Genomic DNA, 19,262 nt, shown 5'->3' on the forward strand with positions numbered 1-19,262 from the left:
TATGGGCTACTCCGTCCCCATTATCCCGAACAACCCCATGCGCATAGCAAGTTGGAATGTGAACTCCCTGCGGGTGCGCCTGCCCCAAGTGCTGGACTGGCTGGCGCAAAATCAGCCGGACTTGCTGGCGGTGCAGGAAATCAAGCTCTCCGACCCCGAGTTCCCCAGCGCCGAACTCAACGCCGCCGGCTACCAGTGCCTCTTCAGCGGCCAAAAAACCTATAACGGCGTGGCGATCCTGGCGAAAATCGCCGGCAGCGACGTGGTCACCGACCTGCCCGGCCTGGAAGACCCGCAACGGCGCGTGCTGGCCGCCACCTTCGGCGAGCTGCGCCTGGTGAATTTCTATGTGCCCAACGGTTCGGAAGTGGGCAGCGACAAATACGCTTACAAGCTGGACTGGCTGGACAAGGCCGCCGCCTTCGTCGCCGCCGAGGCGGCGCGCTACCCGCGGCTGGCGGTGGTGGGCGACTTCAACATCGCCCCCGACGACCGCGACGTGCACGATCCCGCCGCTTGGCGCGAGAAGATCCTTTGCTCCACGCCGGAACGGCAAGCGTTTCAGCGCTTATTGGACATCGGACTGGCCGACAGCTTCCGCCTGTTCGATCAGGAGGAAGCCAGTTTTTCCTGGTGGGACTACCGCGCGGCCGGCTTCCGCCGCAACGCCGGCCTGCGCATCGACTTGATCCTGGCCAGCCCCGACCTGGCCCAACGCTGCATCGCCAGCACCATCGACAAAACGCCGCGCAAATGGGAGCGACCGTCCGACCACGCCCCGGCGGTGGCCGATTTTCACGACTAAAACGCCATGGTTAAAGCGCTACGCGCGGCGCTGCTGATCGCCGTCCTCCAGGCTGCCGGTCCGGCCGGCGCCCACGACGAAAGCCAGGAATGGCTGGACCTGGAAACGGAGGCGGTCGCCGCGCAACAAGCCGATGTCGAAGCCGGCCTGCCGGCGGACGCCGACTTCGAGCAAAGAGCCGCCGCCTGGCGCCAATGGCTGCAAGAAAGGGAAAACGAACGCCGGCGGGAAGGCTGGGGCAGCGACGATATGCCGGAGGAACCGCTGATCATCCCGTCACGTCGCGGCCGGGGCAAACCCGCGCCCAAGCACCCGGGACACGGCATCCGCACGGAAATCAAGGGCGACGGCCGCCAGCATCACGTCCTGGGCCTGGGCCATCCGCTCCCCATGCGCGGCGCCCGCGGCGCTCCGCCGGCAAAATCGGCTCCACCGGCTAAAGCTGCGCCGAAGAAAAAGGCGCCTCCCGCCAAGAAGCGGCGCTAAGCGGGGCTCCCGCTCAAAAAAAGTCGACTTCCGCCTGGGCCGGCTTGCCGATGGTGTTGAGGTACTTGGTTTCCTGCTCGACGATGACTTGATTGTGCAGTGAGCGCACACGTTTGACCAAAACGTCGCCGTTGGCGGGGTGGTAAATAACGATTCGGGGATAAACGCTGCCCACGTCCTCGGCAATCACCCGAAATCCTTCCGCAGCCAGGTAGTCATGGACGAAAGCGACGTTTCTGGCCCCGACGTCGGTCATATTGGCCAAAATGCGTCCGCCGCCGAACACCTTGGCCTCCAGGTTCCGGCGCGCGCCGCCGTTTTTCATGATCTCGTTGATCAAATGCTCCATGGCGTAGTTGCCATACATGGCGGCGGGGGACCCCCACTCGCGCTGTTCGGCCATCTCCGGGGTGAAGGGCAGCATGAAATGGTTCATGCCCCCCACGCCGGTTTCCCGGTCGCGGATGCAGGCCGCCACGCACGACCCCAGGGTGGTGTAGATGGCCTCGTCGTGGCGGGTAACGTAAAACTGCCCAGGCAACAAGTGGGCGGTGGACTTTCGCGTCCTGGCGTCCCAGCCGCGCTTGATGTGCTCGAAACCGATCAGCGCCGGAGGGAGCAAGACATTGGAAACGGGCATGGTCGGTGTGGTGCCGTGACTCAGTTTAAGTGCCGCCAACGCTAGCACGGCGGGATGGGCCGCACGCGTCTATGTCAGAAAGGAAACGCGCTCCGCGTACCGAGCGCCGTACGCCTTAAGTGTAGTCCCTCGCCGCGCCTGCGGGCCAATCCAGTAGGGACGGGGACAACAAGCATGGCCCTTAACCGCCGGCCCGGTCGCGCTCAATCCCAGGGAGGCGCCTCGCCGCAATAAGGCACGAAATGCTTGTCCGCCGGCTGGGTTTGCGCAACGACCGCGCCGCCGACGGAATCGCCCGACGCTTTGGACGAAACGCCCGCGGCGCGTCCGCGGGACGGCGTGCCCGTAACGGCCTGCGCCTTGCCGTCGCCGGCGACATCCGCCGGCTCCCATTGCTGGAAGAGGGAGACATCGACCCCGGCGGGAACGTACCACTTTTTCCGGGACGCGTCCCATCGCGCCCCTAGCGCCTTGGCTTGGTCTTTCTCCGCGTACGGAACGTTCAGGTAGAACTTCGCATTAGTCATGAAGAGGGACGCCTACTGGTGGTCGTAACGGAAGCGGACACTTGAAAAACAAAAGGCTTAGCCGAAAAAGCTAAGCCTTTGTTCTTTATGGTGGGCCCTCAAGGGCTTGGACCTTGGACCTTGGACCTTGGACCTTGGACCTTGGACCTTGGACCTTGGACCTTGGACCTTGGACCTTGGACCAAGGGATCATGCGGCCCGACTGGGGAAAAGTATACCTTTTAATATCAACACCTTGCAATCGCCCGCAAGCACACACGAAGTCTCGTAACGTGTTGATTTATGGAACGTGGCAAGTTGGCGTGGCTACGTTTTGACTACGGCGTCCAGCCCAAGGCGAACACGAATCTTGGCCGCTTCTGGCAGGAATAGCGATAGCTAGCCTAAGCCTCGTGCCAGTGTAACGGCGACACCTTTTTGTATAAAAACGGTTGCGTTTTTATACCGGCTTGGGCATAAATCCGCTATGGGCTTCGAGTACGACCAAGACAAAAGCGACGCCAACCGGGCCAAGCACGGCATCGACTTCGATGAAGCGCAAGCCCTGTGGGACGATCCCGACCTACTCGAAATCCCGGCCCGAGACACCGACGAACCGCGCTGCCTGGTTGTCGGCAAGATCGGCAACAAGCACTGGTCGGCCGTCGTCACCTATCGCAGCGAAAACATTCGCCTGATTTCCGTCAGACGATCCCGAAAAGAGGAAGTGGAAATCTATGAAAGCCTCGGAATTTGACCAGCGTTTCGACGCCGACGAAGACGTCACCCAACTCCTCGACCTGGCCCAAGCCCGCCGCCCCGGCCTCGTCTCCAAGCGCGTCAACGTCGATTTCCCCGCCTGGATGGTGCACTCCCTCGACAAGGAAGCCCGCAAGCTGGGAGTAACCCGTCAATCCCTCATCAAGCTATGGCTTGCCGATAAGCTGGAACATCCCAAGCAGGCGGTCTAATTGGCGGCTGACGGGTTGTCGATGCCCGCTAAGGCGAACAAGGATGTTGGCCGCTCCCGGCAGGGATAGCGCGCCTAAGCCTCGCGGCAGCGTGGCGTCACTAGAAGCAAGACCTGACCCCGAATACGCCGCGCCTAGCAGGGACAGCGCCCCTAAGCCTCACGCCACTGTAGCGGCCGGCGACATCGCGATCTGCTCGAAAAAGACAAGAAACAAGGCATAACCCAAAATCCCGTGACTCTGCATCCGTCTCCTCTCACCACCGCCTTAGACGCCATCCTGATCGATCTCTCGTTTTGGTATCACATCCTTGGTTAGTCTCTTCATATGCTTTTGTCCAGGCAATTTCCGTCCCGAGGTGTGCTTTGCTGCTGCAAGTTTAATAAGATGCTCGATATCAGATAGAACACGGCGTGGCGCATAGCAATGGCGATATTGCTCCCGCAGAATCCTATAAACATCTAAAAGATAAAAAGAATTAGGTGAAACCGATTCAATATACCTTTCCATCTGTTCGCGCCAATCACGAGGCCTTTGATATATCAACAGTATGGACAATATGTGTCTTTTTAGCTCATCTGGCTCATTTTTAAACTGATCGAGTAAAAGAGGGCCCATTTTCTGTGAGAACAAGTCGTCTTGGGTCCATAAAACCATATTATTGGGAATCTCCAGCAATATGGTTTTAAACCTTTCATCGAAGTTATCGCCAAAATACCCTCGCAGGTTAAACCCCTGTCCATCGAAAGCTGCATGCCCCCTCTCTGCCAGAAGTGGCAATAGAATCATCAGGACCTTTGAGACTTGTTCCCAGCATCTCATGATTTCCTTGAGTAGATCACGTTTGATGTCAGGGTCCACATAGTCGCTATTTCGAAGCGCCCTCGCGCCGGCCTTCATTGCTTGCATCATGAAGGCTACGGAGTACGCTTGAATTATGTCGCGAACTTCCTGGTTATAGGGGCGCGATTTATCATATTGGCGGTCAAGGTAACTATCCTTTATTGTCTCCGGCAAATTCGAATCTTGTACACCATCACAAATTTCTTTTTGCATCTGCTCTAGCATGGCCGTTGATGGTCGCCATGTCGCAAAACGGTATGGATTCATACCATCTGGAATTCCGATCTTTTCCTGCACCTTATCGGTGGTGTCGCGGATATCTTTCGTCAAGCGCCTTAACGCAGCCTCTCGATTTCGGTCAACTCCAGTGTAAAACTCAATTATTTCTGGAAATCTGGCATAATTCATATGATCCAATACAAAATCAGCAAAGGCCTGATCATGAAACATTCGCTGTGCGGCGAAATAATATATCCAATAGGTGAATTTAAAACGAAACGAATTATTATGCGCAATAATTATATTGTTTGCATAAAGAACATCAAAGACAACATGAACCTCTAAATCGATAAAGCGCGCTTTGCAATACCTGAGAAGTGTTTCGAGAAAGTACTCCCTAGTAAAGCTCTTGCGCATCTCCCTAAGCAGGGTTTCGCAAAAATAGCCAAGAACATATTCGCAGTCCTTGAGATCGGGTCGCGCCTTATACGTCGGAATATCATCAACATTGAAAAGCAAGAAAAGCACGCGCTTAATCATTTCAGCCCGGTTAACAGGGCTTTCATCAAAGTCAACTTCCGACACTTTCAATAAAGTTAAGCAATTTAGTGGAGTGCGATGCAGATTGAGAACGTCCATGTCGGAAATAACTTTCTTTATAACTGCATCCTCACTGCCGACGTTCCTCACTTCGTTATACCTTGCAACCATCTTCCGGATATCGCCTCTAGAAAGAGACCACAGGTAGAGAATATTGAACTCGCGACCATGCAAATCAGGTGTCTGACTGACAAAACTTGTGCCATCTAGTGATTGCATCACTATGACGGGCACATCTTTAAAGTGATTACACACTTTTTCAAGAAGCTTGATTGAATCTTGTTCGGTGTTACTCCACGAATCTAGTATTACACATGCAACATCCTTCGTATCTAGACCAAGGGGGTTCAGTTCGCGCTTTACGGCCCTTTCGATTTCTGACACATGGGGCTTCAATGTTTTGGCGTCCAAATAGAGCCATAATGATGATTTACTGGCAGCCCATGCCTGCTGGATTAAGTAATAGGCTAAACATGTCAGGCCAAATTGAGGCGGTGCTTTGATGATAGTCGACTTTGGTTCTTTTAACAGGTCCGACATGGGTATTCTGTCTTCCGTTTCCATATCGGAGTTATGTTCCGGAGCTTTTGCTAAGACCGGATCAACCCAAATCGTTGGCTGGGAGGAAAATGATGATAACGCATCGTTTAGCCGGTTATTAAAATGGCGCCCTACTGTGTCAGGGGCAGTCGAACCGAGTGTATGGGATTGTGTTGTAGTTGTTACTGCTCCAGACTTTTGCTCGTTGATAAACTTACATAGAAGACGGTGTTGGAAGGCATTACGATCAGAAGGCTTAGCTATGGTAGAGTGATCTGAGTCAGGAATTTTAACGGGCTCGCCGAAATACTTTGCCCCAGAAAAAGACTCAACAATTGGCTTACCAATCCAGTTCTTCAAGATCAATGACCTATCCTCAATCAGTTCCTTTCCTTTAATATCAAACAGCGAGCCTTCCTTGAGATTTTGAAAGTTTTTATCGAGATCGTTTAACCAAGTATTATCTCTTGCAAACCGAAGCGATTCAGCTTGGGCATGCCTTATCTTAAAAGCTGTCGCGAGATATACGATCCAATTAGCGTATTGGGATCCAAGCGAAGGAGATGCAACGAGAAACAGAGCGAGCTTGATGGCTTTATCAATTAAGTCCAGTTGTCGATCAACTATGAATTTCCGAACAACGATACCACCCATGCTGTGGCAGACAAATATAAGTTGCTTGTTGTTCTCCAGGACATTATCTAATCGCAGATGCTCTTTCAGTGCGTCCACGATGTCCCCCAGTTGATATTCTTTTGAAAAAATCCCAGTGGCATACGAGAAGGTATAAATACCAATACCGTCCAAATCCGGCTCTTCATTTAGCAATTGGGGCCAGTAGGTATTATTTTCATGTGTCCAGCACTTTTCTGAGCTCGATAGGATTCCATGAACGAAGATTACGGTTGTGTCGTTTTCAGATTGCTGTATCCACTGGCCTTTCATTCTAAAGCTCCGTGTTGGCGAATAGAGATAGGCTGGGTCTCCAGTCCTGTGTTGGTTGAGTATCGGTTGGCGGTACAAACCAATGTGGGTAACTTATTTAAGAGACTCCATTGTTTCAAAAGGGCCGATATCTGTTCTCTTTGGACAACTGAATAAGTTTCGAGGTTTTTACGCGCACTGCACTGAAAGCGTATGGTCTGAAACCCTTGCACTGTTGCGCTTGTGCCTGACATCCCTAAGGTAACTACGGTATTAAGTTGATAGTCAGTCGGTAATGTGTGGGTTTTCTGGTGCTCTAAAGCAAAGAGGGGGGCGAGGTGTCGGGCGCGGTAGGAGGGCGTAGTCAGCCAGGGCCGCCGGCTGTGGTGTGGGTACTGCTGGTGGTCCCTGTCATGTCGTCCCATCGTTGCATCTCCGTGAAAGGAAGCTCTCCGCTTCCCTGTTTAAGCGCTCAAGGGCCTTCTGGGTCTCTCGTAATCTTTGAGCGATTGCCGAATCTTTCCTGGTGTCCGTTTCTTGTTTTGTTCAGCTTTTTGGCTCATCTGCCCGGCTTGTTGCTCTGCTCAACCAAGCGTCCAGAACTTTCTAGTGTTCACGTCGCATGATGCCGGCTGCCTGTAATTGATCTTTTGTTATTGCAGGCCGGTAGTCGTTTGAGAACGCCGGGAATATTGGTTCACCTCTTTTATGGGTAAAAAAGAAAAGGGTAAGAGCAATCGCCCCTATAAACAAACCTATTGGCACTACCGCTTTTTTTGATCTACGGCCTTGGTAATAGGTGCTATATGCGTTGGCGTTTTGGGAATTGTAGGTGTGCCCTTCGCGAAACTTACGAAGACGTGTCGTAAGTTGCTTTGCGCTGTCGCTGGGCTCGTCAAGGCTGCGAAGGCGTTTTGGGATTTCTTCCGTGTGCTCGTAGAGGCGGCGGTGGCGCTCTATCATGTAGTCTCGTTCGTCCAGGCTCATGGCTCCCCCTGGACAGGTTTTTCCGTCGTTCTCATTCCTTGTACTCCTTGCGCCGTATCTGGTGATCGTCGATCACTATGGGCTTCCTCTCGTCCTTCGGCTGATTGCGTTTTTGGCTATCAGCTAACCGTTTTTGCTTTATTTATCGCCGCGCCCCGTGAACTCTGTCCCACCGTTCGGAGATGATTTTGCCGTCGTCTATGGCGAATCGGTAAATGATGTCCCCGATACGGTAAGTCCATGTTTGCCCGTCGCTAATGGTGTTTCCGCCCAGAGTTAATCCTCCGCTGGTTATGGCTAGCGGTCGTCCCAAGTTAATGAGTAATTTGTCGGCGGGCTCGCCTTCTCGTATCAGTTCGCCGTTGGGTGCGCGTAATCCGAGAAGAAAGAATGATGCGGTTGCTACTAACAGCAGCTTTCGGGTGCTTCCAAGTTTCTGCGTGTCCATGTCAATCTCCGTTTATTTTTAGGGAACTCCCTCCCGTCCAACGGCTGATAACCTTCGCCGCTATCAGCCACCCGTCCCTAGTTTCTTTCTGCTGTCCTCAATTTCCGGGCTGATTTGTCCAGCCTCGGGGATTGTGTTGCCTGTGGTTAGCCAATAGGCGTATTGTGGCTATCGTTTAGCCATTGCTTGGATGTGGTCTTCGTTGGCTTTTTGCAGCCCGTTTTCTACGTTGGACCACGTCTTCGCCGCTATTCCCGTCTCGGTTTCGAACTCCGTTCGGTTGTATCCAAGTCCTTCCCGTAATTGGCGGATTCTTTCATTGCTGTCTAACTATTAGCCGACCGTCTAACTGTTAGATGCCAGTATTTAGACAGGCCCCAACAAGGGGAGATTATGGGAGGCCCGTCTTTAGGTCAAGCCAGCCAAAGCCTACAAAGCATGGTTCGGTGCCCGTCATGCGCCGCGAACGCTTCGCCGAACTCACCGGCCTTTACATCGGCGTCATCGACGGCTGGACCGAACGCACCTACCTCCCCACAGTCCTCATCGGCAAGCACCGTCTCGTAAACCTGGTGCTAGTTCACAAGCAATGCCTGGAAGCGAAGACCTACAAATGAAAAAGGAGGTATTGGATATGGGCACTCACAAGCGCCCCACCAAAAAACAGGCAAGCCGCCCCGTAACCGGCCCCAATCCAAACCCCACGCCCGCAGCAGCCAGTGCGCCTACTGCAACAAATGGTTCACTGGCGAGGCCACGCACACCGCCTGTCCCGAATGCGAAGCCGACTTTGTTCTTCTGCTCGGCTACTCGCCCAACGAACAAGCGCCACTTCGTGCGGAACATGACCGAATAGCCGAAAGTGGCTACGTTTTGGCTACAGTCAGAGAAAAAAAAGGCCTAGCCGAAGCTAAGCCTTTGATTTTGGTGGGCCCTCAAGGACTTGAACCTTGGACCAAGGGATTATGAGTCCCCTGCTCTAACCGACTGAGCTAAGGGCCCGGAACGGGGTTAATCCACATCCAGGAAGCTGCGCAGCTGTTCCGAGCGCGACGGGTGGCGCAGTTTGCGCAGGGCTTTCGCTTCGATCTGGCGAATGCGCTCGCGCGTCACGTCGAATTGCTTGCCCACCTCTTCCAAGGTGTGGTCCGTGTTCATGTCGATGCCGAAGCGCATGCGCAGCACCTTGGCCTCACGCGAAGTCAAGCCGGCCAATACCTGCTGGGTGGTTTCCCGCAGGCCGGACACGGTGGCCGCTTCGACGGGCGACATGATCCGGGAGTCTTCGATGAAATCGCCCAGATGCGAATCTTCGTCATCGCCAATGGGAGTTTCCATGGAAATGGGCTCCTTGGCGATCTTCAGCACCTTGCGGACTTTGTCCTCGGGCATTTCCATGCGCACCGACAGCTCTTCCGGCGTGGCTTCACGACCCATCTCCTGCAGCATCTGCCGGGATATCCGGTTGAGCTTGTTGATGGTTTCGATCATGTGCACCGGGATGCGAATCGTGCGCGCCTGGTCGGCAATGGACCGGGTGATGGCTTGTCGTATCCACCATGTCGCATAGGTGGAGAACTTGTAGCCGCGGCGGTATTCGAACTTGTCCACCGCTTTCATTAAACCGATGTTGCCTTCCTGGATCAAGTCCAGGAATTGCAGGCCGCGATTAGTATATTTCTTGGCGATGGAAATCACCAGACGCAGGTTGGCCTCGATCATTTCCTTCTTGGCCTTGCGCGCCATTTCCTCCGCCACCAGCATGCGGCGGTAAATATCGCGGATTTCGCTGATGGCCAGATAGTTCTCTTTTTCGATGGCGGCCAAGCGGGCATGGGCGCGGCGAATGTCGTCGGCGTAACCGCTCAGTTTTTCCGCATAGGCCTTGCCGCTGGCCAACTGCGCGTCCAACCACTCGGGGTTGGTTTCGTTGCCTTGGAAGGCGCTGAGGAAGTCCTTGCGCGGCATCCGGCAGCGGTTGACGGCGATATCCTGAATGATCCTTTCCTGCTCGCGGATTTTGCCCATAACCCCGCGCAGCACGTCGGTCAGTTCCTTCAGGAACTGCGGCGTACGCTTGAACTCAAGGAACGCGTCGGTAACGGCGGCAAAAGCCTTGTCGGTCTTGGCGTGCTTGTAACCGTTCTTGTTGAGGGAGGAGATCACCGCCTTGTGGCGCTTCTTAAGTTCCTCGATTTTTTCTTTCACCAACTCCGGATCCGGACCGGTATCGGCCTCCGCAATATCCGAAGTTTCCGAATCGTCATCGACCGCCAACACTTCTTCAGGCAGCACTTCGTCCTGCATCGGGTCGACGAAATCGGAAATCAAATCCGACAAGCGGGTTTCGCCTTCGTTGACGCGATCGAACGCCTTGATGAAGTAGTCCATCACGGCGGGGAAGCGCGCCAATTCCGTGGAGGCTTGCAGCAAGCCTTGCTCGATGCGCTTGGCGATGGTCAACTCGCCTTCGCGGGTAAGCAGTTCGACCGTGCCCATTTCGCGCATGTACATGCGCACCGGGTCGGTGGTGCGGCCGTGCTCGGAATCCACCGAGGCCAGCGCGGCTGCCACTTCCGCGGCGTCGTCGTCGTCGCCGACCACGACGGCGGCGTCGGTAATCATGTCCGTATCCGGCGCAACTTCATGGACTTCGATGCCCATGTCGTTGATCATGCCGATGATGTCTTCCATTTGATCCGGGTCCACAATGTGGCTGGGCAAATGGTCGTTGACCTCGGCATATGTCAGATAGCCTTGCGACTTGCCCTTGGCAATGAGCTCTTTCAGCTGGGCTTGTTGCTGTTCGTGGTCCATCGATTACCTACGTCAAAAGTGAAGTTTCGAGAAATACCAAATTCAATATCGCGCCTAACGCGCCCGGACTACCCTGCGAAAAACCGGCTTAACGGGAGAGGCGTTCGGCCATCAATCCCTGATATTCCGCTTTTTCGGCCGCATTGAGCCCTTGGGTTTCCATCTTCGCCACCAGACTGTCCCAGCGTTCGCCGCGCATTTTGTCGCGCAAGCGCTCCAATGCGCCGGAGAACTCCGCCTCCAGAAGTCCTTCGGGCCGTTCTTCGTCCAATAGGGACTGGGCGTAATCCCAGTGGGGGGTGTCGCGAAACCTTTCGACTACCGCCGATGCCTGGATATGGGGATGGCTGCCGGCGATTTCCAGAAGCTGCTGCAAAAAAAACAACTCGCCATCGTTGCTGGCCGCCAGCCAGTTCATCAACGCGCTATCCACGCTGCGCGCCAACCCCGGCTCGGCCAATACCAGCGCCATCATGCGTCTGGCCACGGACGGCGCCATTCGGCGGGGCGACGGGCGACGGACGGCTTGAGGGACAAGTGTAGTCGATTTCGCCGATAATTCGACCCGTGCCACCCCGCCCACCTGCGCCAGGCGCGCCTGCATCATTTGCCGAAACACGCCGTCTGGCAGCTTCCCCAGCATCTCCCGGCCGCGCGTCACCAGGCCGGCCCGTCCTTCCATTTCCGTCAAATTAAGGCCGGTTTGCAAACGCTCGAAAAAGTAGTCGGACAAGGGCGTCGCGCCGACGATACGAGCGCGGAAACTTTCAGCGCCTTCTTGCCGCACCAGGGTGTCGGGATCGTGCCCCTGGGGCACGTGCAAAAACCGCACTTGGCGCCCGTCGCGCATATGCGGCAAAGCCGCTTCCAGGGCGCGCCATCCCGCGGCATGGCCGGCCGCGTCGCCATCGAAACAAAACACCACTTCCGAGCAATAGCGGAACAACAGCTCCACGTGCTCCGGCGTGGTGGCGGTTCCCAAAGCGGCGACGGCGTAGGGAATGCCGTATTGGGCCAACGCCACGACATCCATGTATCCCTCGACCACCAGGATGAACGGCGGCTTGCCGGGCGCCTTTAACAATTCGTAAAGGCCGTAGACCTCGCGGCGTTTTTTAAACACCGCCGTTTCCGGCGAATTCAAATATTTCGGCTCGCCGCCGTCCAATACCCGCCCGCCGAATCCCACCACCCGTCCGCGCCGGTCGCGAATGGGAAACATGATGCGGTCGCGGAAGCGATCATAGCGGCGGCCATCGTCCCGATTCACCAGCAGCCCGGCTTCGAGCAGGCCGCTCTCGTCGAAGCGGGCCATCAAGTTGTCCCAGCCCGGCGGCGCGTACCCCAAACCGTAACGGGCGGCTACGTCGCCGCTGACGCCACGCTGTTTCAGATAATCCACCGCCCGCTGGCGCTGGGGATGCCGCCGCAGCTGCTCGGCGTAATACCCCGCCGCCTGTTGCTGCAATTCGTAAATAGCACGGGTCGGCGCGGCGTCATCGGACGGCGCCGTGTCGCGCGGCACTTGCAAGCCGCAACGGGCCGCCAGTTCCTCCACCGCCTCGATAAACCCCAGGCGGTCATGCTCCATCAAAAAGCCGATGGCAGTCCCGTGGGCGCCGCAACCAAAGCAGTGGTAAAACTGCTTCTCTCGGCTGACGGTGAAGCTGGGGGTTTTCTCGTTGTGGAACGGGCAGCGCGCCGAGTAATTGACCCCCGACTTTTTGAGCGGCACGCGCGCGTCGATCAAGTCGACGATGTCGACGCGCGCCAACAGGTCATCGATAAACGATTGGGGAATTTTACCCGACATGCCGTAACAGCCCTTGCCGGCCGGACATGCCGCGAAACAGCGGTTGCCTCAGCTGCTCAGCCGCTGCTTCACGATGGCGCTGACCGCCGACATATCCGCCCGGCCTTGCATTTTCGGCTTCAGCACCGCCATCACCTTGCCCATGTCGGCAGGCCCAGCCGCACCGGTTTCCGCGATGGCCGCGCCCACCATGGCGGCGATTTCTTCGTCGGGCAGCGCTGCGGGCAAATAGGCCAGGATGATGGTCAACTCGGCCTCTTCGACCGCCGCCAAATCCTCGCGGTTGGCCGACCGATATTGGCTGATGGACTCGCGCCGCTGCTTGGCCATTTTGTCCAGCACCAGCAACACCTGCGCGTCGTCCAGCACAATGCGCTCGTCCACTTCCCTTTGCTTGATGGCGGCCAAAATCAGGCGAATAACGCCCAGCCGGTCTTTTTCACCGGCCTTCATGGCAGCCTTCATATCCTCTTGGATACGCTGCTTGAAAGAGAGAGAAGTATCGCTCACAACGGCTACCGCTTAGGACGGACGGCCTTTGCGCAGATTCTGCAGGTTGTAGCGCTCGCGCGACAGCTTCTTCAGGTGACGCTTCACGGCGGCGGCAGCCTTGCGCTTACGTTCCGCGGTGGGCTTCTCGTAGAATTCGCGGCGGCGGATTTCCGACAGCACACCGGCTTTTTCACAGGCGCGCTTGAAGCGGCGGATGGCGATTTCGAACGGCTCGTTATCTCTGACTCTGACCGAAGGCATTGAAACTCCTGGTGACTTCCCAACATTAGCCTGCCCGACAATCGGGCCTGCGGAAATACAAACGCTGAAGTATACTCCTCTCCCCCGCCAAAGCAACTTCAGACCATGCTCGTACTGGGTATCGAAACCTCCTGCGACGAAACCGGCGTCGCGCTATACCATGCCCAACGGGGCCTCGTCGCCCATCGGCTGCACAGCCAAGTCGCCATCCATGCGGAATACGGCGGGGTGGTGCCGGAGCTGGCGTCCCGCGACCACGTGCGCAAGCTGATCCCCTTAATTCGCCAGACCCTGGCCGACGCCGGCCTTACAGCCAAGGACGTGGACGCCGTCGCCTACACCGCCGGCCCCGGCCTGATCGGCGCGCTGCTGGCCGGGGCGGCGGTGGCGCGCAGCCTGGCCTGGGCTTGGAAAGTTCCGGCCGTGGCCGTGCACCACATGGAGGGCCACCTGCTCGCGCCCATGCTGGAGCCGGATCCGCCGGCGTTTCCTTTCGTCGCCCTGCTGGTTTCCGGCGGCCATACCCAGCTGATCGCGGTCACCGGCCTGGGACAGTACGAATTGCTGGGGGAGTCCTTGGACGACGCCGCCGGCGAGGCTTTCGACAAATCGGCCAAGCTGATGGGGCTGGACTATCCCGGCGGGCCGGCCTTGTCGCGCTTGGCGGAACAGGGCGACCCGACACGCTTCCAGTTTCCCCGCCCCATGGTGGACCGCCAGGGCATGGAGTTCAGCTTCAGCGGCCTGAAAACCCACACCATGGTGACACTGCAAGGCACCGACGGCACCCCGCAAGACCAGGCCGACGTGGCCCGCGCCTTCGAAGACGCGGTGGCCGACACTCTAGCCATCAAGTGCCGCCGCGCGCTGCAAGCCACCGGCATGAAGCGGCTGGTGGTGGCCGGCGGCGTCAGCGCCAATCGGACGATACGGGAAAAATTAAGCGGCTTGGCGCGGCAGAGCGGCGGCCACGTCTACTTTGCCCGCCACGAATTCTGCACCGACAACGGCGCCATGATCGCCTACGCCGGCTGCATGCGATTGCTGGCCGGCCAGCGGGAAGCGCCCGTCATCGCGGCGCGGGCGCGCTGGCCGCTGACGGAATTGTCGCCGCCTTAAGCCGCCTTTTTCTTCTGGCCGATGCGGCTTTCCGTGCCGGACAGGATGCGCTGGATATTGCCTTTGTGGCGCCACACCAGCAGCACGCTCAACAAGCCGGCCGTCGCCGTCATGGCCATATCGCCGCTCAGCCACCACACATAGAAGGGCGCCAACACCGAAGCGGTCAACGCCGACAGGGAAGAAATGCGCGAAATGGCCGCCATCGCCAGCCAGGTGCCGAGCAGGGCCAGGCCCACTTGCCAGGAAAACGCCGCCAGCACGCCCACCGCGGTAGCGACGCCCTTGCCGCCCTGGAAGCCGAAAAAAACCGGGAATAAATGACCGAGAAAAGCGGCCAGGCCGATCATCGCCAGCAGCATCGGCTCGACGCCCAAGGCTTTGCCCAAGACCACCGGCAACACGCCTTTCAACACGTCGCCAAACAGCGTGATGGCCGCCGCTTTCTTGCCGCCGATACGCAACACGTTGGTGGCGCCGGGGTTTTTCGAGCCTTCGGCGCGGGGGTCGGGCAGTCCCATGGCCCGGCACACCACCACGGCGCTGGACACGGACCCCATCAAATAAGCCAAAGGCACCAAAGCCCACTGCCACATCATTGCCATTTCGTACCCGCCAAGTTGGTTAATAGGAGCCGATTCGCCTATGATAAGCCGCTATTGCGACCAACCCCGAACACGCCCATGGATATTATATTTCTGCGCGGCCTGCAGATCGAGACGATCATCGGCATCTACGACTGGGAGCGGGAAATCCGCCAGACGGTGATTCTCGACTTCGAAATGGCTTGCGACATACGCAAAGCCGCCCAATCCGACGCCATCGAAGACACCCTGGACTACAAGGCCGTATCGAAGCGGGTCATCGACTTCGTCGAGAACAGCCAATTCTTCCTGGTGGAAACCATGGCCGAACAGCTGGCGCAGATCATCCGCAACGAATTCGGCGTGCCCTGGGTCCGCCTCACCCTCAACAAAAAAGGCGCCATCCGCGGCGCCAGCGACGTGGGCGTCATCATCGAAAGGGGCGACAAATCCTGCCATGCCTAAGGCTTACGTCAGCATCGGCAGCAACGTGGAGCGGGATATCCACGTCCCGCAAGCCTTGCGGGATCTGGCCGAACGCTTCGGCGCCCTGGACGTATCCAGCGTCTACGAAACCGCCGCCGTGGGCTTTTCCGGCGACCCTTTCTACAACCTGGTAGTGGGCTTCGACACGGATCAGGAAGTGGATCAAGTGGCCGCCGCCCTAACCGAGCTGGAACACCGCCACGGCCGCCGCCGCGACGCCCAGAAATTCGCCCCCCGCACGCTGGATTTGGACTTGATCCTGTACGGCGACCTGGTTCGCACCGATCGCAAGCCCCTGCTGCCCCGCGACGAGATCGTCCGCTACGCCTTCATGCTGGAACCGCTGGTGGAGATAGCGCCGAACTTGCGCGACCCCCTGAGCGGCGAACGTTATGCGGATTTGTGGGAACGCTTCGACAAAGCCGACCTGGCGCAGCGGCGCGTCGAACCGGCTTGGCGGCGTCTCAGCTGAACAAACTCCGCCCGCCGTCCACCGCCAGCACCTGACCGGTCACGTAGTCGGCGTCCCGCACCAAATACAGCACGGCCTTGGCGATGTCGTCGGGGCAGCCCGGACGCCGCAAAGGCACGCGGGCGAGGATGCTGGCTTTTTCGTCATCGCCCACAGGCCGCTCCGGCCACAGGATGGCCCCCGGCGCCACGGCGTTGACGCGCAGTTCCGGCGCCAACTCTTTCGCCAGACATTGGGTCAAAGCGACCAAACCGGCCTTGCTCACGGAATAGGCGCTGTAGCCGGGCAAGCCGCGCATGGCGTGGATGTCGGTGATATTGACGATGCAGCCCCGGCGCAGCCGCAACCACGGCAGGGCCGCCTGGCAGAGAAAGTAGGGCGCCTTGAGATTGGCGTCTTGCAGCCCGTCCCACTCCGTTTCGCTGGTTTGGCCGACCGTCGTGGGATAAAAAGCCGACGCGTTGTTGACCAACACATCCAAGCCGCCCCAAAACGCCGCCGCCCGCCGAACGAAATCGTCCAGATCGCCCACCTGGGCCAAGTCCATGGATAAAACGCGGGCGGAGCCGGGGCGCGCAGCGTCGAGCCGTTCGCATAAGGCCTGCGCGGCTTCGGTCGAACGACGGCAATGAACGACGACGTTATAACCGGCGTCGTGCAAGCGCTCGGCGATGGCCGCACCGATGCGCCGAGCGGCGCCGGTGATCAGGGCGCTACGGTGAGGCGGGTCCAACGCGACTATCCGGTGCCGACGGGCCGGTTACGATGCGTCCCCTTCGTTCCAAACAGCCTTGAATTCTTGGTACAGCTCGTCGCTGAACACCTCATTCGGCTCGTATTTGCGCCATTCCCTCTGCGCCTCCTCAGGATTACAGTCCCTGCATTGCGCGGGAATCTCTTCCTCTGATTTCCCCGACACTTTCTCGCACAGCCGTTCCGAAGTGAATTTTTTCAAAGGACGGCAGATGAAGTATTTCATGGGATGGGCAGCTCGGACTCAAATAATTGATCATGTTGGTACGGCGGCAAAAGGCACGGAGCGCTTTCGCGTGAGCCGCACCGCATTATAGACCGTCACGGGCAAACCACCGCCAGCACTTCGCGCAGAGCGATGCCCTCCGTTCCAACCTCGGCCCGATAAGCCAACGCCTCCACCCCTTGCGCCAGCGCTTCGCGCAGGGTGCGGCCATACAGAGGATCGATCCCATCCGCCGGCGACACCGCGCCGGCGTCCCGGCGCTGCACGCAATAAAAAATCACCGCCCGATGGCCCTGGCGCACCATGGCCGCCAATTCCCGCAAGTGTTTCGCGCCGCGGCTACTGACCGCGTCGGGGAATAAGGCTATGCCGCCTTCAACCAACGTGACGTTTTTCACTTCCACATAGCACAAACCGCCGTCGTCGCGCTCCAGCAGCAGATCGATACGGCTGTTTTCCTCGCCGTAGCGCACCTCCTGGCGGATGCGGCGGTAGCCTTGCAGTTCCTGGACCACGCCATTCTCGACGGCTTCCCGCACCAGAGCGTTGGCCAAGCCGGTGTTGATGCCCACCAACACGTCCGGCGCCGCCTCCACCAGCTCCCAAGAGAAAGGGTATTTGCGCGTGGCGCTGCCGCTATCGCGCAGCCACACCCGGCTGCCCGGCTCGCAGCAGCCCTTCATGGAGCCGGTGTTGGGGGTATGTGCGGTGACCGTGCTGCCGTCGGCCAGCCGCACGTCGGCGAGGAAGCGCTGGTAGCGGCGTAGGAGCACGCCTGGAACTAGGGGAGACTCGAATTGCATCGGGGGGGGGCGAACGTCCGGTTTGAAATAGCCGCCTCATGATACCGCGGCGCGGCGCGGCCAAGGACGCGACCGATCAGGCCGCCGTCCGGAAAATCCGCGCCAGGGCCAGGGTGGCCGGACCGGCCAGCTGGGGATCGCGCAGGACCAGGTAAAGCGGAGCGTGGCGCACTTGGCCGGCGGCCAAGTTCAACGGCAGCAGCGTGCCTCGCGCCAGCGGCTCCTCGATGCGGTGGCGCGCCTGCCAAGCGAAACCGAAGCCGCTGGAGAGCAGCGCCACGGCGGTTTCCGGCGTGCTGACCGTCCAGCGCCGGCTGGCTCCCAACCAGCCTTCGTCGCGCGGCTCGCGGGTGCCGGAGTCGCGGATCACCACTTGCAGCTCGCGGGCCAGATCCTCGGCGGTCAGCGCCCGCCCCAGCTGATGCAGCGGGTGGGAAGGATGGGCCACCGCCACGAACTCGACGTCCAGCAGGCGGTCGCCGAGAAAACCTTCCGGCACGCGGCTGCCGATGATCAAGTCCGCTTCGCCGCCGAACAAGGCGTCGTCGGCGCCGGACAGGATCACCTCGCGCAGCTCCACCTGGGTGTCCGGGCATTGCGCCGAAAAGGCCGCCAGGCAAGCCAACAAGCGCGGCGTGGGGAACATGCTGTCCACCGCCAAACGAACCACCGCCTCCCAGCCCTGCTGCAAAGCGCGGGCGCGCTCCTCCAGGCGCAGCAAGCCTTCGACCAAAGGCTGCGCCTCTTGCAGCAGCGCCGCGCCGGTGGCGGTTAGGCGCGCCCGCCGGCCCTCCGTCTGCAACAGCGGCAAACCGAGCTGGGCTTGCAGCCGCGCCAAGGTGTAGCTGACCGCCGATTGGCTGCGATGCAGGACGCCGGCGCCTTGGGCGAAGCCGCCCGAGTCCACCACGGCTTGCAGCACCCGCCATTGCTCCAGGGTCGTATGGGGTAAACGCAAGGTCATAAAGCGAAATATTCGATTAATTACATCGAAATCTTGCGCTTTTTTATCGAATAAGCAACTCCTATGATGAACTCCAAGCGCCGCAACCGGGGCGCGACCACCTCAACCTTCCCAGGAGCACACCATGGACAAATACACGCAAATCGCCGCCCGCATCCTGTTGGCGCAAATCTTCCTTGTCACCGGCATCAACAAAATCGGCGGCTACGCCGGCACCCAAGCTTACATGGAGGCTATCGGCGTGCCGGGCGTCCTGCTGCCGGGCGTCATCGCCCTGGAAATCGGCGGCGCCCTGGCGCTGATGACCGGATACGGCGCGCGCTGGGCCGCCCTGGCCCTGGCGGTTTTTTCCGTCGTCGCCGCCTTGTTGTTCCACCACGACTTCGCAGACAAAACCCAGTTCATCATGTTCCTGAAAAACCTGTCCATCGCCGGCGGCTTGCTATTGCTGTTCGCGCAGGCCGAAACGGGGAACCGTTCTTGAAAACGGCGCGGCGCCGCCA

24 protein-coding genes and 1 tRNA gene are annotated in these 19,262 nt (G+C 58.5%); 9 read left to right on the forward strand and 16 right to left on the reverse strand.

Annotated elements, in window-relative coordinates; translation table 11 throughout:
* Positions 1-37: 37 nt before the first annotated feature.
* Both xth and K5607_RS16250 read left to right on the forward strand, forming a co-directional pair.
* Positions 38-805 (forward strand): exodeoxyribonuclease III, encoded by a 768-nt coding sequence (xth, locus tag K5607_RS16245; RefSeq protein ID WP_221047633.1) that lies wholly within the window; start codon positions 38-40, stop codon positions 803-805.
* Between the two features lie 6 nt (positions 806-811).
* Positions 812-1,291, forward strand: a complete 480-nt coding sequence (locus K5607_RS16250) for a hypothetical protein (protein ID WP_221047634.1) — start codon at positions 812-814, stop codon at positions 1,289-1,291.
* A gap of 13 nt (positions 1,292-1,304) precedes the next feature.
* On the opposite strand, the gene cheD is transcribed toward K5607_RS16250, so the two are convergent.
* Together cheD and K5607_RS16260 are read right to left on the reverse strand one after the other, a co-directional pair.
* The gene (gene cheD, locus K5607_RS16255) at positions 1,305-1,931 is read right to left on the reverse strand and encodes a chemoreceptor glutamine deamidase CheD (RefSeq protein ID WP_082411644.1); all 627 of its coding nucleotides are present in this window, start codon (positions 1,929-1,931) and stop codon (positions 1,305-1,307) included.
* Positions 1,932-2,134: 203 nt separating this feature from the next.
* A complete protein-coding gene (locus tag K5607_RS16260) occupies positions 2,135-2,458 on the reverse strand; it encodes a DUF5710 domain-containing protein (protein WP_221047635.1) in 324 nt (107 codons plus the stop codon).
* A gap of 466 nt (positions 2,459-2,924) precedes the next feature.
* Between K5607_RS16260 and K5607_RS16265 the strand changes: the two genes are divergently transcribed.
* Entirely contained in the window at positions 2,925-3,194 is a 270-nt protein-coding gene (locus tag K5607_RS16265) for a BrnT family toxin (RefSeq protein ID WP_054773230.1), read from the forward strand.
* Complete coding sequence (brnA, locus tag K5607_RS16270; protein ID WP_054773229.1) at positions 3,175-3,408, forward strand: type II toxin-antitoxin system BrnA family antitoxin; 234 nt, start codon at positions 3,175-3,177, stop codon at positions 3,406-3,408. The genes K5607_RS16265 and brnA overlap by 20 nt, the downstream gene beginning before the upstream one ends.
* A 267-nt stretch (positions 3,409-3,675) precedes the next feature.
* Here the strand turns inward: brnA and K5607_RS16275 are convergent, their stop codons facing one another.
* From K5607_RS16275 to K5607_RS18285, 4 genes are all read right to left on the reverse strand, one after another.
* Positions 3,676-6,555 (reverse strand): esterase/lipase family protein, encoded by a 2,880-nt coding sequence (locus K5607_RS16275; protein WP_156302357.1) that lies wholly within the window; start codon positions 6,553-6,555, stop codon positions 3,676-3,678.
* Positions 6,556-7,140: 585 nt separating this feature from the next.
* The gene (locus K5607_RS16280) at positions 7,141-7,521 is read right to left on the reverse strand and encodes a hypothetical protein (protein WP_156302356.1); all 381 of its coding nucleotides are present in this window, start codon (positions 7,519-7,521) and stop codon (positions 7,141-7,143) included.
* A gap of 142 nt (positions 7,522-7,663) precedes the next feature.
* Positions 7,664-7,969: a hypothetical protein gene (locus K5607_RS16285; RefSeq protein ID WP_221047636.1), complete on the reverse strand. Its 306-nt coding sequence runs from the start codon at positions 7,967-7,969 to the stop codon at positions 7,664-7,666.
* A gap of 168 nt (positions 7,970-8,137) precedes the next feature.
* Positions 8,138-8,281, reverse strand: coding sequence for a helix-turn-helix domain-containing protein (locus K5607_RS18285; protein ID WP_217994903.1), 144 nt, complete (start codon positions 8,279-8,281; stop codon positions 8,138-8,140).
* Positions 8,282-8,415: 134 nt separating this feature from the next.
* Between K5607_RS18285 and K5607_RS16295 the strand changes: the two genes are divergently transcribed.
* Positions 8,416-8,586 carry a hypothetical protein gene (locus K5607_RS16295; protein ID WP_221048978.1) on the forward strand — a complete coding sequence of 57 codons (171 nt, stop codon included), beginning with the start codon at positions 8,416-8,418 and terminating at the stop codon, positions 8,584-8,586.
* Between the two features lie 308 nt (positions 8,587-8,894).
* Here the strand turns inward: K5607_RS16295 and K5607_RS16300 are convergent.
* From K5607_RS16300 to rpsU, 5 genes are all read right to left on the reverse strand, one after another.
* Positions 8,895-8,971, reverse strand: a tRNA-Ile gene (locus K5607_RS16300).
* A gap of 9 nt (positions 8,972-8,980) precedes the next feature.
* Positions 8,981-10,786 (reverse strand): RNA polymerase sigma factor RpoD, encoded by a 1,806-nt coding sequence (gene rpoD, locus K5607_RS16305; RefSeq protein ID WP_221047637.1) that lies wholly within the window; start codon positions 10,784-10,786, stop codon positions 8,981-8,983.
* Positions 10,787-10,874: 88 nt separating this feature from the next.
* Positions 10,875-12,599 (reverse strand): DNA primase, encoded by a 1,725-nt coding sequence (gene dnaG / locus K5607_RS16310; protein ID WP_221047638.1) that lies wholly within the window; start codon positions 12,597-12,599, stop codon positions 10,875-10,877.
* A gap of 48 nt (positions 12,600-12,647) precedes the next feature.
* The gene (locus K5607_RS16315) at positions 12,648-13,109 is read right to left on the reverse strand and encodes a GatB/YqeY domain-containing protein (RefSeq protein ID WP_281427712.1); all 462 of its coding nucleotides are present in this window, start codon (positions 13,107-13,109) and stop codon (positions 12,648-12,650) included.
* 12 nt (positions 13,110-13,121) lie between these two features.
* The gene (gene rpsU / locus K5607_RS16320) at positions 13,122-13,352 is read right to left on the reverse strand and encodes a 30S ribosomal protein S21 (RefSeq protein ID WP_054773227.1); all 231 of its coding nucleotides are present in this window, start codon (positions 13,350-13,352) and stop codon (positions 13,122-13,124) included.
* A 105-nt stretch (positions 13,353-13,457) separates the two neighbouring features.
* Between rpsU and tsaD the strand changes: the two genes are divergently transcribed.
* Positions 13,458-14,471: a tRNA (adenosine(37)-N6)-threonylcarbamoyltransferase complex transferase subunit TsaD gene (tsaD, locus tag K5607_RS16325; RefSeq protein WP_221047639.1), complete on the forward strand. Its 1,014-nt coding sequence runs from the start codon at positions 13,458-13,460 to the stop codon at positions 14,469-14,471.
* Here the strand turns inward: tsaD and plsY are convergent.
* The gene (gene plsY / locus K5607_RS16330; RefSeq protein ID WP_373280458.1) at positions 14,468-15,067 is read right to left on the reverse strand and encodes a glycerol-3-phosphate 1-O-acyltransferase PlsY; all 600 of its coding nucleotides are present in this window, start codon (positions 15,065-15,067) and stop codon (positions 14,468-14,470) included. The two genes, tsaD and plsY, sit on opposite strands and share 4 nt — an antisense overlap.
* Before the next feature lie 87 nt (positions 15,068-15,154).
* Here plsY and folB point away from each other — a divergent pair, with 87 nt between their 5' ends.
* Both folB and folK read left to right on the forward strand, forming a co-directional pair.
* On the forward strand, positions 15,155-15,520 hold the full coding sequence (folB, locus tag K5607_RS16335) for a dihydroneopterin aldolase (RefSeq protein ID WP_221047640.1): 366 nt from the start codon (positions 15,155-15,157) through the stop codon (positions 15,518-15,520).
* Entirely contained in the window at positions 15,513-16,013 is a 501-nt protein-coding gene (gene folK, locus K5607_RS16340; protein WP_054774280.1) for a 2-amino-4-hydroxy-6-hydroxymethyldihydropteridine diphosphokinase, read from the forward strand. Before folB ends, folK begins: the two co-directional genes overlap by 8 nt.
* Here the strand turns inward: folK and K5607_RS16345 are convergent.
* The 4 genes from K5607_RS16345 to K5607_RS16360 form a co-directional block, all read right to left on the reverse strand.
* A complete protein-coding gene (locus K5607_RS16345) occupies positions 16,006-16,746 on the reverse strand; it encodes a pteridine reductase (protein ID WP_082411670.1) in 741 nt (246 codons plus the stop codon). The two genes, folK and K5607_RS16345, sit on opposite strands and share 8 nt — an antisense overlap.
* 27 nt (positions 16,747-16,773) lie before the next feature.
* Complete coding sequence (locus K5607_RS16350) at positions 16,774-16,992, reverse strand: hypothetical protein (RefSeq protein ID WP_054774278.1); 219 nt, start codon at positions 16,990-16,992, stop codon at positions 16,774-16,776.
* A gap of 95 nt (positions 16,993-17,087) precedes the next feature.
* Entirely contained in the window at positions 17,088-17,795 is a 708-nt protein-coding gene (sfsA, locus tag K5607_RS16355; RefSeq protein WP_054774277.1) for a DNA/RNA nuclease SfsA, read from the reverse strand.
* 76 nt (positions 17,796-17,871) lie between these two features.
* Positions 17,872-18,759 carry a LysR family transcriptional regulator gene (locus tag K5607_RS16360; protein WP_221047641.1) on the reverse strand — a complete coding sequence of 296 codons (888 nt, stop codon included), beginning with the start codon at positions 18,757-18,759 and terminating at the stop codon, positions 17,872-17,874.
* A gap of 124 nt (positions 18,760-18,883) precedes the next feature.
* Between K5607_RS16360 and K5607_RS16365 the strand changes: the two genes are divergently transcribed.
* Positions 18,884-19,243 (forward strand): DoxX family protein, encoded by a 360-nt coding sequence (locus K5607_RS16365; RefSeq protein ID WP_221047642.1) that lies wholly within the window; start codon positions 18,884-18,886, stop codon positions 19,241-19,243.
* Positions 19,244-19,262: the final 19 nt, after the last annotated feature.

Origin of the sequence: Methylogaea oryzae, assembly GCF_019669985.1 — a bacterium.
In the GTDB taxonomy this organism is placed as follows: Bacteria; Pseudomonadota; Gammaproteobacteria; order Methylococcales; family Methylococcaceae; genus Methylogaea; species Methylogaea oryzae.